Raw genomic sequence first — 13,303 nt, forward strand, 5'->3', positions numbered from 1 at the left:
TGGCGTCTCTCGCGGTGGGCTGGGATGGTCGCTCAGACCATCGGAAAATTTCTTGTCTACAGTGCCGCGCGTCTACAAGACTCGCTAAGGTCGCTTTAACACTTTAGATCTGCTGCAACTACGCCATCAATGCGGCGAGCCGGCTTGTCACCGATTGGCGGTTGTGAGCATGACAAATGGCGATGGCCAATGCGTCCGCCGCATCGTTGCCCTTGAATTCGACCTTCGGCATCAGAACCTTGATCATCATGTGGATCTGCTGCTTCTCGCCGTGGCCGACGCCGATCACAGCCTTCTTGACCGCGTTCGGTGCATATTCGGCGACCCTGAGGCCCGCGCGCGCCGGCACAAGCATCGCAATGCCACGCGCCTGGCCGAGTTTCAGCGTCGCGGTTGCATCCTTGTTGACGAAGGTCTGTTCGACCGCCGCCTCGTGCGGCTGGTAGCTGTGCACCACCTCGGCAAGCCCGTCGTGCAGCTGGCAGAGTCGCGAGGCGAGATCCATCTCGCCATCGGAGGTCACCGTGCCGGAGGCCACGAAGCGCAGCGAGTTGCCGAGCGTCTCGATGATGCCCCAGCCGGTACGGCGGAGGCCCGGATCGATGCCGATGATGCGAATCGTGTTCTGCATGAAATTCACCCTATGATGCTCGCCCGGACGCTGCCAGCAAAAAGTGAACAAAACAAAAACATACGCACAGGTGAGACGGGCTTCAGGATTTCTTCGCCACTGCCCTTGGATTGAGGAAAATTGAGCTTACATAGCCTTTCATCAATTTCCCTCAATAAAGGGCTCCATGCCATGGCGACTTTCTCCGTCCTCGATCTTTCCCCGATCACGCAAGGAGGCAGCATCGCCCAATCACTCGAAAACTCGCGCCGTCTGGCCCAGGCTGCCGAGGAAAACGGCTACCAGCGCTTCTGGCTCGCTGAGCATCACGGCATGAAAGGCATTGCCAGTGCGGCGACCTCGCTGGTGATCTCGCATGTGGCCGCAGCCACGAAGACGATCCGCGTCGGCTCCGGCGGCATCATGCTGCCTAACCATTCGCCGCTGGTGATCGCAGAACAGTTCGGCACGCTGGCCGCACTCTATCCCGGCCGCATCGACCTCGGCCTCGGCCGCGCACCCGGCACCGACATGCGCACCGCCCAGGCGCTGCGGCGCAACATGGAAGCAAGCGGCAACAACTTCCCGAACGACGTCGTGGAACTGCAGGCCCTGCTCGGCCCTGTCGCAGAGGATCAGAAGATCATCGCCGTTCCGGGCGCCGATACCAACGTGCCGATCTGGCTGTTGGGCTCAAGCCATTTCAGCGCTCACCTCGCCGGCATGCTCGGCCTTCCCTTCGCCTTCGCATCGCATTTCGCGCCAGACATGCTGCTTTCGGCGCTGGAGATCTATCGCGAGCGCTTCACGCCGTCCGAGACGCTCGACAAGCCGCATGTCATGGTCGGTGTCATGGGCGTCGCCGCCGATACGGACGAAGAGGCCAACTATCTCTTCACCTCGATGCAGCAATCCTTCGTGGCGCTGCGGCGCAATGCGCGCGGACAGTTCCCGCCGCCGGTTCAATCGATGGATGGGCTCTGGAGCTATGACGAAAAGATCTTCGTCGACCATTCGATGATGTATGCCGTCGTCGGCGGGCCCGAGACGATCCGCCGGAAAATCGGAACCTTCCTCGATCAGACGAAGGCCGATGAACTGATCATTTCCATGCCGATCTTCGACATGGAGGCGCGCCTGCATTCGCTTCGCCTCTTCGCCGACGCGCAGAAGGAACTCGTCAAGGCCGCATGAAGCCGCAATCAGATCGCTCCGAAGGCCGGTGCGATTTCATCCATGCGTGAAAAGAACCGATCCGGTCCGAGCCCCTGCAGAAAGTTCGGATCGGCATAGCCCCAAGAAACGGCGCCAGCCGCCACGCCAACCTTGCGCGCAGCCTCGATGTCGCGCGCCTCGTCGCCGATCGCCAGCACGCGCGCCGGATCAAGACCGGAGTGACGGATCGCCCGCTTGAAGTGCTGCGCCTTGCCGAAAAGCGCCGCGCCACACTCATAGAGATCGACGGTCGCCGCCACGTCGCCGAGCGCGGCGCGAATGCCCTCCTCCGCGTTCGAACTGACAATCGCAATGCCGATGCCTGCCGCCTTCAATCGCAAAAGCAGATCGGCCGCACCTGGAAACAGCCGCACGGACGCGGCCTCGGACGCCATGGCCCGGCGCATGAAGCCGGCAATCTGCGGCAGCTTCCACATTGGCACGCCGAGATGCGCGATGATCTCGCGATTGCCCATCGTCCTCAGTGACTGGAATTCCTCGACGGAAAGCTCGCGGAAGCCGTAGCGCCGTGCAGCACTGTTGCACGCGGCCATGAAGCTCGCCGCCGTGTCGGCAAGCGTGCCATCGAAATCGAAGATCGCGAAGTCATAGGTCATCGGGCCATCCAAAGAAAAACCCGTGCCCTTTCGGACACGGGTGCATATTCCGGTAACGATAGGCCGTCCGATCAGGCCGACAGCTTCGCCAGGATCTCGTCCGACACTTCGAAGTTCGAATAGACGTTCTGGACGTCGTCGTCGTCTTCGAGCGTGTCGATGAGCTTCATCAGCGACTGCGCCTTTTCTTCATCGACCGGCACGGTGTTCTGCGCCTTCCAGATCGCATTGACAGTCTCGGCTTCGCCGAGCGTGTCTTCGAGCGCCTTGGAAACGTCGCCGATCGCTTCGAAACCGCAGATGATGGTGTGGCCGTCCTCGTCGGTGGTCACGTCGTCGGCTCCGGCCTCGATCGCCGCTTCCATCACCTTGTCGGCGTCACCGGCGGAGAGCTTGTAGGTGATTTCGCCGACACGATCGAAGGAGAACGAAACCGAACCGGTTTCGCCAAGCGCGCCGCCGGCCTTGGTGAAGGTCGAGCGCACGTTGGAGGCGGTACGGTTGCGGTTGTCGGTCAGCGCCTCGACGATAACGGCAACGCCGCCCGGGCCGTAGCCCTCGTAGCGGACTTCTTCGTAGTTTTCCGCGTCGCCGCCGGAGGCCTTCTTGATCGCCCGTTCGATGTTGTCCTTCGGCATCGACTGTGCCTTGGCGTTCTGGATCGCCAGACGCAGACGCGCGTTCATGGCCGGATCGGCCATGCCGGACTTGGCGGCAACCGTGATTTCGCGCGCGAGCTTGGAAAACATTTTCGAGCGCACCGCATCCTGACGGCCCTTGCGGTGCATGATGTTCTTGAACTGTGAATGGCCAGCCATGGCACCCTCTGCATGCATGAATTTGAATGGAATGGGGCGCCTTATAGTTTTATTGCTGCTTTCCGTCCAGCCGGGGCGCGGCTTTTCAGTCGGCAGAGACCTGCGCACGGCTGAGCAGAAAGCTGTGTCCGTCGTCGCGGCGACAGGAAAGGCCGGTGCGTTCGGAAGCACACGCGAACGGCCCCCGTGACCAGCTTTGCCCATAGTCGAGCACCTGAGCTGCCGAGCAGCAGCTCGGATCGCCAACGGCGTGATTGAGTGTGGCGGCCCCTGCACGGCCGAGCGTGGCGCGCACATAGCGCGGCGCGACGATATCGCAGGCAAGCTCAGGCCCACCGTCCTGAGGCTGGTACACCGCGGTGCCGCCGGCCGGCGTGTAGACGCAGCCGATATTGCCCGACGGCATCATGAACATCTCCTGTTCGCCCACGGGCTGTGCTGCCGTCTCGGGTAGCCTTTGCTGCTGTTGTCCTTCGGGAGAGGGCATGCGCGGTGGCGGTGCGCCGCCCGCCGCGGCAAGGGTCGAAAGGGAGAGAAAAATCGAAACGCCGACCACAAGCAACTTCATTGGGCGATCCTGAGTGTTCAGACGCCCTTGAGAATATAAATCAATGGTTTGCTTGGCAAGGAACGCAACGATACTTTGATGCTGGCGCTGTCAGCGAAGCGTTTGTCGTAGTCGTCGCCGAACATGTCCAGAAAGGCGTCGATCGGCGGGCCACGGCGGTGCATCGGCAGGATCAGCGAGGCGCGCAGCCGGCTGACCACCCGGCTCATGCTCTCGGCACCCATGGTCAGGCCGCCATCGACAGGCACCATGAGCACATCGAGCCGGCCGATCTGGCGGTAGTGGCTGTCGTCGAGCTCGTGATGAAGATGGCCGAGGTGACCAATGCAAAGATCCGCTACCTCGAAGATGAAGATCGAGTTGCCATCGTGCTCCATTGCGCCACCCGCACGGATATCCGTCGTGACGTTACGGATATAGGTGTCGCCCACCACGAGGTCGTGACGGGCGGGTACGCCGTTCTCGCCCCAGCCATGCAGCACATTCTTGATCGCCGGGTCAGGCGCCAGCGTATAGTGGCTCGAATGCGCCTTGTTCATCGTCGCGACCGTCGGAGGCGACGAGGGCGCGAACCAGCCATTGTAATCGGTCGCGATCGACACGCCGTCTGGCGTCTCGATCAGAAAGGTGGAATGGCCGAGATAGGTGATCGTTACCTCACCGACCACGGCCTTTCCCTTGGTGGCAGCAACGGGCGTGAAGCTGGCGAAGGTCGCCTGCGGTATGGCTTCTGCAATCGCCTGGCACTGACTGACATGGCGGGGTGGTTGCTGCGCATGCGCGACCGACGGCCAGAACGCGTGAATGAGCCAGATGGCGGCGAACGTGTAGACAAGGTACCGGAGCATCAGCCTTCACCTCTCTCACTTGCTTTTCTGACCTCGGGCCCGAAGGGCACGTGGCAGATAGCCGTTGCACAGCGAATGGAAGCCTTTGCCTTCGCTCGGCCTGATGATGGCGTCACGGGCAGGGAGAGAATTGTTCAAGGGCCTGTCTGCGTCCAGTTACAAACGGCTGCCCGTGCTCACATTTGCGTCACCGCCCTCGGCAGGAACAAGGAAACCTGACTCGTCCAACGACAACGCCCCGGCATTGCTGCCGGGGCGTTGCAACCTTGCGATTGCGTCCCGCTACTCTGCTGGATGGGGCGCCGGTTCGGTCATCGTCGCCGGCTTGCGCCGCCGGAAGGACCTGAGCGCGACGTAAAAAACCGGCGTCAGGAACAGGCCGAGGAAGGTCACGCCGAGCATTCCCGAGAACACCGCGGTGCCGAGCGACTGGCGCATTTCCGCGCCGGGACCGGTGGCGATCATCAGAGGCACCACGCCGAGGATGAAGGCAAAGGCCGTCATCAGGATGGGCCTGAGGCGGAGTTGGCTCGCCTCCACCGCCGCCTCGATCGGGGTCTTGCCCTCGTCCTCACCTTGGCGTGCGAACTCGACGATCAGGATCGCGTTCTTGGCCGCAAGGCCGATCAGAACGATCAACCCGATCTGCGTCAGCACGTTGTTGTCGAGACCGCGGATGGACACGCCGACCAGCGCCGAGAGCACGCCAAGCGGCACGATCAGGATAATCGCCAGCGGCAGCACCCAGCTTTCATACTGGGCCGCCAGCGCCAGGAACACGAAGACCACCGACAGTGCGAAGATGAACACCGCGGTGTTGCCCGTCTGGCGTTCCTGGAAAGCGAGTTCCGTCCACTCAAAGGTCGTGCCCTGCGGCAGGATCTGGGCGGCGAGCGCCTCCATCTTGTCGAGGGCTGTGCCGGTCGAGACGCCCGGCGCAGGGTTGCCCTGCACCGGAACCGATACGTACATGTTGTAACGCTGCACGAGCGTCGGACCGGCGGTGTCGCGGATTTCGACGAGCGTGCCCATCGGCACCAGCGCCCCGGTTGCGGAGCGAACCTTCAGCGCCAGAATATCGTCGCGCTCGATACGGTACTGCTGATCGGCCTGCGCCCGCACCTGGTAGACACGGCCGAAGGCGTTGAAGTCGTTGACGTAGGAGGTGCCGAGGTTGATCGACAGCGCCTCGAAGATGTTGGGGATCGGCACGTTGAGCGTGCGCGCCTTGTCGCGGTCGATCGCCAGGAAGTATTGCGGGCTGGAGGCTGAGAAGGTGGTGAAGACCCCGGTCAGCCCTTCCGTCTGGTTGGCCGTACCCATCATCTGATAGGCAAGCCCCAGCGCGCGCCGCATGTCGGCGCCCTGCCGATCCATGATCTGCATCTTGAAGCCGCCGGAGTTGCCGATGCCGCGCACCGACGGTGGCGGTACGGCAATGATGAAGGCTTCCTGGATGCTCTGCAGGCTGCCATAGAGCTGGCCGATGATCTGGTTGGCACTCTGGCCGTGCTTCAACCGTTCTTCGAAACTCTCGAAGGGGGCGAAGACCACGCCCGAATTGGACGCGTTGGTGAACGTCGCACCGTTGAAGCCGGCAAAGGCGACGGCACTCTTCACTCCAGGGACGTCCTGGATGATCTTCGACGCCCGCTTGACCACCGCATCGGTGCGGTCGAGCGAGGCACCGTCTGGAAGCTGGATGACGACGATTGCGTAACCCTGGTCCATGGTCGGCACGAAGCCGCTCGGCACGATCTGTGCCATGTACCATGTGGCCCCGAGCAGGCCCACAAAGACGAGGAGCGCCGCGGCCACTGCCGTCTTCGTCGACACCAGTTTGCGCACGATCCAGGCATAGCCTTCGGCCATGCGGTCGAAACCGTTGTTGAAGCCGTTGGCCAGTGCCCGGCCGAAGCGCGTCAGCGGGTTGCGGCTCTCGTGATGGCCGTTTTCGTGCGGCTTCAAGAGGATCGCCGCCAGTGCCGGCGACAGCGTCAGCGAATTGAAGGCAGAGATCACTGTCGCCACCGAGATCGTCACGGCGAACTGCAGATAGAACTGGCCGGCGATGCCGGGGATGAAGGCCGTGGGCACGAAGACGGCGGTCAACACCAGCGAGATCGCGATAACAGCGGCACCCACTTCGTCCATGGTCACATGCGAGGCTTCGCGCGGGGTCATGCCGCGCGCGAGGTTTCGCTCGACGTTCTCGACGACCACGATCGCATCGTCGACGACGATACCGATCGCCAGCACCAGGCCGAACAGCGTCAGCATGTTCAGCGAGAAGCCGAAGGCGTAGAGGAAGGCGAAGGTGCCGACCAGCGACACGGGGATGGCGACGATCGGGATGATCGCCGTGCGCCAGGACTGCAGGAAGACGAGAACGACGATGGCGACGAGCAACGCCGCTTCGCCGATCGTCTTGTAGACCTCGTTGATCGATTCCGAAATGAACTCGGTCGGATTGTAGACGATCCGGTATTCGAGCCCTTCCGGGAAATCACGCGCGACGTCGGTCATCACCTTCTGGATCTGCTCGGCAGCGTCGAGCGCATTGGTGCCCGGCCGCGAGAAGATGCCGAGCGCCACCGCCGGGCTGCCGTCGAGATAGCTGTTGTTGACGTATTCGCGGGCACCGAGCTCGACGCGGGCGACATCCTGCAACTGCACGAGGCGACCGGTTTCCGTCGCCTTGACGATGACGTAGCGAAACTGCCGCGCATCGCTGAAGCGACCGTCGGTGGTGACGGTGTACTGGAAGGCGCTGTCGCCCGGCGCCGGCGGACCGCCGATCGAACCGCCGGAGACCTGCACGTTCTGCTCGCGCAACGCTTGCACCACGTCACCGGCCGTCATGCCATAGGCGGACAGTTTTTCCGGATCGAGCCAGACACGCAGCGCATATTCGCGCTCGCCGAACAGGATGACGTCGCCGACGCCGTCGAGCCGCACCAACAGATCGCGGATGCGCGTGCGGGCATAGTTCGAGACGTAGAGCTGGTCATAACGTTCGGTCGGCGAGAGCAGATGCACGACCATCATCAGGTCGGGCGAGCTCTTGGCCGTGGTGATGCCGATGCGTCGGACCTCTTCCGGCAGGCGCGGTTCGGCGATCGACACGCGGTTCTGCACCAGCACCTGTGCCTGGTCGAGATCGGTGCCGAGCTTGAAGGTAATCGTCAGCGCCATCGAGCCGTCAGCGGTTGAATAGGAGGACATGTAGAGCATGTTCTCGACGCCGTTGATTTCCTGTTCGAGCGGCGTCGCCACGGTGTTGGCGACCGTATTGGCGTCGGCGCCGGGATAGGCCGCCCGCACGACAATGGTCGGCGGCGCGATTTCCGGGTACTGCGCCACCGGAAGCTGGAAATAGGCAATGCTGCCGACGATCAAAAGGACGATCGAAAGCACCGACGCGAAGATCGGTCGATCGACGAAGAAGTGAGCGAACCTCATTGCGTCGTCCCCGCCGCTTGCGCCTCAGGGGGAAGCTGAATCATCTCGGGCTTTACCTTGGTGCCGGGGCGCGCCCGCATCAGGCCGTTGACGACAATGGTCTCGTCGCCCGTCATGCCGCTGCGGATGACCCGATAGCCATGCAGTTTCGGTCCGAGCCGCACGGGCTTGGTCACCACCGATCCATCGGCTGTCACCTCATAGACGATCCGCTCGTTCTGGTCGGCGCCGATCGCCTCATCCGGAATGAGCACGGCCTTGTAGGTGTTCGAGCCTTCGATCTGCACACGGCCGAAGAGACCAGGCTGCAGCACCAGCTTCGGGTTGTCGAGACGGGCGCGCACGCGCATGGTGCCGCTCTGCGGGTCCACACGGTTTTCGGCGAAGTCGAGCTTGCCCTTGAACGGTTCCTCCTGCGAGTCGGCGATTGTGACGAGTACCTCGAGCGCACCGCCGCCTTCCTGCAACGCACTGCCGCGTTCGCGCGCGACCCGCGCATAGGACAAGAGCCGCCGTTCGTCGACGTCGAAGTAGAAGTCGATCGGATCGAGCGAGACGATCGTCGTCAGGACGGTCTGGTCCGCCTGCACCAGGTTGCCCGTCGACAGCAAGCGCCGGTCGACGCGGCCGCTGAGCGGCGCGGTTATGGTCGTGTAGTCGAGGTCGAGCTTGGCGCGCTCGACCGCCGCTTCCGAACCGCGCACCAGCGCCTGCGCCGAAAGCAGCGCACGACGATGATCGTCAAGCGTCGAAACCGACAGCGTGCCGGTGCCCGTCAGCGATTGCGTGCGCTTGAACTGGGACTCGGCGAATTCCAGCGTTGAGCGCGCCGATTCCAGGGTCGACTCGGCCTGGGAGAGGGCCGTGCGGTAGGGACGCTGGTCGATGACGAAAAGCTTGTCGCCCTTCTTCACCAGGGCGCCGTCAGTGAAATTGACCTCGTCGAGATAGCCGCCGATGCGGGCGCGAACCTGCACCTCGTCGACCGGCTCGAAGCGGCCGATGAACTCGTCGCTGTCGATCACGTCACGCACGACCGGCTTGGCGACGGTCACGACAGGCAATTGCGCGTCCTGTGATTGGGCACCAACAGCGGAAAGAAGGGAAAGAGAAGCGCCGACGATCATCGGCAAATGCCATTTAGACAACATGCATGCCCTCCGAATGCACTCGGGACGACGATGGGCAGCCCGACCGACCAACCACCGCAATCGCTTTGAATACTTCAGAACAGGACATGAGCGGAAAATCGCCGCATCACTCTCCCGCTCCGCACAAATACTCGGATCGGCAGCGACCCAAGAGGCAAAGTCACACAAGCAATTAAATGATACAGCGGTCCCCGCTCTGGGCCGGCGAACACTGTTGGATCGAGATCGCCGGGCAGAGAGCGCCTGCTCCCTATTGTCCGGTGACGGCAGCACAAGCCCGCAATTCAGGACTGCGGACGGTATTCATTACTGGAAAACACTCGAATACATCACGCCCCGGCCCGGCGTGATTTCGCGATAACCTGCCATCATTTGATGGGGTTGTCACCTTGAAAAAAATCAATTCCCGGAAGGCGATACGTGGCAGCGCGCGCTTCAACCGGAAGCGCGTTCGACAAGCAGGCGGTGCTGCTGGCTTCGTTTTTTAGGACCAGAAATCCGGGATCGTCTCGGCCAGCCTCGGGCCGAGCCGCAGCGGCGCGATCTTTTCGGCAAGCCCGGTGCGGTCGGAGATCTCGACGCCAAGCCCGCAGATGGTCGCGGGACCGGAGGCGGCCTCGAAACGCCCCTTCGGCATCTTCGAAATGAACCGGTTGAGCGGCTCTTCCTTGTCCATGCCGAGCGAAGAATCGTAGTCGCCGCACATGCCGGCGTCGCTCATATAGGCCGTACCGCCATTGAGGATCTGGTGGTCGGCGGTCGGCACGTGCGTATGGGTGCCGACGACGAGGCTGGCGCGGCCATCGACGAAATGGCCGAAGCACTGCTTCTCGCTGGTGGCTTCCGCATGGAAGTCGAAGACAATCGCATCCGCCTGCTCGCCGAGCGGGCAAGCGTCGAGGATGGCTTCCGCCGTCTTGAAGGGATCGTCGAGCTCCGGATGCATGAAGACGCGGCCCATGACGTTGGCGACCAGCACGCGGGCGCCGTTGCGGGCGAAATACAGGTTGGAGCCGCGGCCGGGCGTGCCGGCCGGATAGTTGGCAGGGCGCAGGAACTGGTCGTGCCGCTCGCAGAAGACGACCGCTTCCTTCTGGTCCCAGACGTGATTGCCGGTCGTCACCACATCGGCGCCGGCATTGATCGTCTCGAGAAAGATGTCTTCGGTGATGCCGAAACCGCCGGCGGCATTCTCGCCGTTGACGATGACGAAATCGAGCTTGAGGTCACCAACCAGCCCTGGAAGCCGCTCCCAGACCGCCGTACGGCCCGTCTTGCCCACCATATCTCCCAGAAACAGAAGCCTCATGCTCGCTCAAATCCCACCAGGGCAGCCCCGGCGGAAGCGCGTCAGCGGTTGTTGCGTCCGGAACTGCATAAAACAAAGAGATAGAGCGTCTACACGATCCCGGCCGCGCAGGAAACGCCTTAGATGAAATCAGCGAAAACCGCGCAACGACCTGCCGCCCCCGACCTTTGCGATCTCAAGGCTTTAGCCCACTCCACCGTCTCGGCGAAATGAACTCAGAAATGCCGAAACCCGCTCTCGGTGAGCACGGCGTCGAGCGCGACATCGTGCGGTTCGGCCGGCACGGATGTCACTTCCTGGCAATCGAAGGCGATGCCGATCAGCTTTGGCAGGTGGCCCTTGTTGCGCAGCCGGTCGATGGCGCGGTCGTAATAGCCGGCGCCATAGCCGATCCGGTGGCCGGTCGAATCGAACGCGGAAAGCGGTACGAGCATGATATCCGGATCGAGTTCCGGTGCGTCCGGTCCCGGACCTGTCGTTCCGAATCCGGTGGCGATGACGTCGATGCCATCGAGCAATTCGCGGAAGATGATCGTCTGCTTGTCCATGATCACGGGAAGGCAGAGCCTGGCACCACGCTGCTTCAGCCGCGCCATCAGCGGCCGGATGTCGACCTCGGAGCGGATCGGCCAGAAGCCGGAGACGATATGTCCGGGATCGAGCGCGATGACGTCGCCAGCGTGATCGGCCATGGTCAGGCTCGCTTCGATCCGCATCTCCGCCGACATTGCATCGCGCAATGCCAGCCTCTCCTTGCGCAGTGCTGCCTTCAAATCCCTCGGTGACATCGCATCCTCTCCTGACAACCCGCCGCCCGCCATCGTCGCCGGAGAAAAATCACTTCCCGAAATGGCACAAGTTCCCCATCTCTCGCCGATTCCCGGGCCGGCCACCAGCCTGTTTACGCAATGGTATCTTTCGCCCACCCACCGACATCGCCGCATTTGCAGCAGATTGCGACAATCATGCCACCCCCTTCCCGGTTCGGCACAGCATTAGCTTTCCATTCATCATGGGCAAGGGTTCCGCTTTCGCGAAACAGGAGCCGCGTGCAAATAAGGACACGATTTCAAATAATTAGCAGGAACTAATGCCCGTGTTCGATGTATGGACGCGCTCCTGCAGGCAGCAGTGGAAAAGCCGACGTCCATGAAGGACCAGATGAACGAACTCGACCCGTTGGAACTGCGTTGCCTGACGCTTGCCGCACGCGGCCGCACGCGCCAGGACATGGTGCGCGAGACCGACATTCCGCTCGATCGGATCGATCGGGCACTAACGGATGCCATGCGTAAGTTGCAGGCGGGCAATCTCGCCGAAGCGGTGTTTCGCGCCGCCAGGCTGGACCTCATCTCCTAGAGCATCCCGCTCTCAAGTGGAATCACTGGAGGCGGAAAGATGCTCTAGAATCAAAGTGCTAAAGCGTCTTTGTGCGTTCACCTGAACGCACGGCGCTCTAGTCCCGTATCTGCCGGCAGATACGCTCACAACAGCCAGTGCGACCGGTAGGCGATCGCCAGCTTTTCCCGCTGCATCATGTCGGCTGCCTCATGATAGATCCCCGCATCGCGCAGGAGCGCCGGCTTGCCTGATGGCACGTCCACCGGCACCTCGGGAAACAGGACGTCGCAAGACCATTGCATCGCTCGACGCCGGAGCGCGATGGAGGCTTCGGAAAACGCGAAGAGGGCAAGCACGCTCATGGAGAATGACCCTGCGCAAGATGATCGAACCAGCCAATCTTCGTCCTCGCGTTGACATCTGACAAACGAATTGCGAGCATGGCTGCTATCAGAATTTCTGATGGATACAACCATGTCCCTCCCCCTCGACAGCGAATTGCTCAGAACCTTTCTTGCGGTCGTCGACACCGGCAATGTCACACGCGCCGCCAATATTGTCGGGCGCACGCAATCCGCCGTCAGCATGCAGATCAAGAAGCTCGAGGACATGCTCGGCGACGCGCTGTTCGAGCGCCACTCGCGTGGCGTCGTGCTGACGCCGCAGGGATTGCGGCTGCTCGACAATGCCAGACGCATCGTCACGCTGCTCGACGACACGGCCACCGCGATGCGCCAGCCCGCTCTCGACGGCGCGGTCCGGATCGGCATACCCGAGGAATACATCAACTCTACCCTGCCGAAAGCGCTCGGAACCTTCGCCGCCATCCACCCCGGCGTCGAAGTGACCGTTCAGCAGGGCGCTTCGATGACCAACATCGCGGCACTGGAAGCCGGCGAGCTCGATCTCACTGTCGTCTTTGAACCCGGCGGGCGCACGAAGAACGAAGTGCTCATGATGGACCCGACCGTCTGGGTGACCTCGGAGCAGCACCGCACCGACGAGCGGCGACCGCTCCCGATCGCCACCTATACCTATCTGGAAGGCGGTTGGTGCGACGACCTCGCCCAGCGCAATCTCAGGAAATGCCGCCTGGAAAGCCGCGTGGCCTATGTCAGCCGCACGAGCGGCGGCTTGATGGCTGCAGTGGTGTCGGGCCTTGCCATTGCGCCGCTCGCCCGCAGCAGCATTCCGGCCGGGTGCCGCGAACTGACGGCCGATGACGGCTATGAAGTGATCGACCACTCCAACGTCGTGTTGCGGGTATCGAAAGCGGGGAACGGCAAGGACCGGATCGTCGAGGCCATGGCCGACGCCATTCGCCGGGCCTTTGCCGGAGATTGAACGGCTGCCTGAAGGGGGGG

Annotated in this window: 13 protein-coding genes; 3 read left to right on the top strand and 10 right to left on the bottom strand. The window is 62.4% G+C overall.

What is annotated here, in order from left to right:
• Nucleotides 1-118: 118 nt before the first annotated feature.
• Nucleotides 119-631, bottom strand: coding sequence for a crossover junction endodeoxyribonuclease RuvC (gene ruvC, locus IB265_RS23165; RefSeq protein WP_057254837.1), 513 nt, complete (start codon nt 629-631; stop codon nt 119-121).
• A gap of 171 nt (nt 632-802) precedes the next feature.
• Between ruvC and IB265_RS23170 the strand changes: the two genes are divergently transcribed.
• The gene (locus IB265_RS23170; protein WP_057254684.1) at nt 803-1,804 is read left to right on the top strand and encodes an LLM class flavin-dependent oxidoreductase; all 1,002 of its coding nucleotides are present in this window, start codon (nt 803-805) and stop codon (nt 1,802-1,804) included.
• Between the two features lie 8 nt (nt 1,805-1,812).
• On the opposite strand, the gene IB265_RS23175 is transcribed toward IB265_RS23170, so the two are convergent.
• The 8 genes from IB265_RS23175 to IB265_RS23210 all read right to left on the bottom strand — a co-directional run bounded on the left by IB265_RS23175 (nt 1,813) and on the right by IB265_RS23210 (nt 11,386).
• Nucleotides 1,813-2,442: an HAD hydrolase-like protein gene (locus IB265_RS23175; protein WP_057254683.1), complete on the bottom strand. Its 630-nt coding sequence runs from the start codon at nt 2,440-2,442 to the stop codon at nt 1,813-1,815.
• 71 nt (nt 2,443-2,513) lie between these two features.
• Entirely contained in the window at nt 2,514-3,260 is a 747-nt protein-coding gene (locus tag IB265_RS23180; protein WP_057254682.1) for a YebC/PmpR family DNA-binding transcriptional regulator, read from the bottom strand.
• Between the two features lie 85 nt (nt 3,261-3,345).
• The gene (locus IB265_RS23185; RefSeq protein WP_192495197.1) at nt 3,346-3,828 is read right to left on the bottom strand and encodes a hypothetical protein; all 483 of its coding nucleotides are present in this window, start codon (nt 3,826-3,828) and stop codon (nt 3,346-3,348) included.
• A 17-nt stretch (nt 3,829-3,845) separates the two neighbouring features.
• Nucleotides 3,846-4,679 (bottom strand): MBL fold metallo-hydrolase, encoded by an 834-nt coding sequence (locus IB265_RS23190; protein WP_082616147.1) that lies wholly within the window; start codon nt 4,677-4,679, stop codon nt 3,846-3,848.
• 279 nt (nt 4,680-4,958) lie between these two features.
• On the bottom strand, nt 4,959-8,138 hold the full coding sequence (locus IB265_RS23195) for an efflux RND transporter permease subunit (RefSeq protein ID WP_057254680.1): 3,180 nt from the start codon (nt 8,136-8,138) through the stop codon (nt 4,959-4,961).
• Nucleotides 8,135-9,289 carry an efflux RND transporter periplasmic adaptor subunit gene (locus tag IB265_RS23200; RefSeq protein ID WP_057254679.1) on the bottom strand — a complete coding sequence of 385 codons (1,155 nt, stop codon included), beginning with the start codon at nt 9,287-9,289 and terminating at the stop codon, nt 8,135-8,137. The genes IB265_RS23195 and IB265_RS23200 overlap by 4 nt, the downstream gene beginning before the upstream one ends.
• 484 nt (nt 9,290-9,773) lie before the next feature.
• The gene (locus IB265_RS23205) at nt 9,774-10,598 is read right to left on the bottom strand and encodes a YmdB family metallophosphoesterase (RefSeq protein ID WP_057254678.1); all 825 of its coding nucleotides are present in this window, start codon (nt 10,596-10,598) and stop codon (nt 9,774-9,776) included.
• 215 nt (nt 10,599-10,813) lie between these two features.
• Complete coding sequence (locus tag IB265_RS23210; RefSeq protein WP_057254677.1) at nt 10,814-11,386, bottom strand: 5-formyltetrahydrofolate cyclo-ligase; 573 nt, start codon at nt 11,384-11,386, stop codon at nt 10,814-10,816.
• 361 nt (nt 11,387-11,747) lie between these two features.
• Here IB265_RS23210 and IB265_RS23215 point away from each other — a divergent pair, with 361 nt between their 5' ends.
• Nucleotides 11,748-11,957 carry a hypothetical protein gene (locus IB265_RS23215; RefSeq protein ID WP_057254835.1) on the top strand — a complete coding sequence of 70 codons (210 nt, stop codon included), beginning with the start codon at nt 11,748-11,750 and terminating at the stop codon, nt 11,955-11,957.
• A gap of 125 nt (nt 11,958-12,082) precedes the next feature.
• On the opposite strand, the gene IB265_RS23220 is transcribed toward IB265_RS23215, so the two are convergent.
• The gene (locus IB265_RS23220; RefSeq protein ID WP_057254676.1) at nt 12,083-12,301 is read right to left on the bottom strand and encodes a hypothetical protein; all 219 of its coding nucleotides are present in this window, start codon (nt 12,299-12,301) and stop codon (nt 12,083-12,085) included.
• A gap of 112 nt (nt 12,302-12,413) precedes the next feature.
• Here IB265_RS23220 and IB265_RS23225 point away from each other — a divergent pair, with 112 nt between their 5' ends.
• Nucleotides 12,414-13,283 (top strand): LysR family transcriptional regulator, encoded by an 870-nt coding sequence (locus IB265_RS23225; protein ID WP_057254834.1) that lies wholly within the window; start codon nt 12,414-12,416, stop codon nt 13,281-13,283.
• The last annotated feature ends 20 nt before the right edge of the window (nt 13,284-13,303 follow it).

The organism is Ensifer sp. ENS10 (genome assembly GCF_014852025.1).
In the GTDB taxonomy this organism is placed as follows: Bacteria; Pseudomonadota; Alphaproteobacteria; order Rhizobiales; family Rhizobiaceae; genus Ensifer.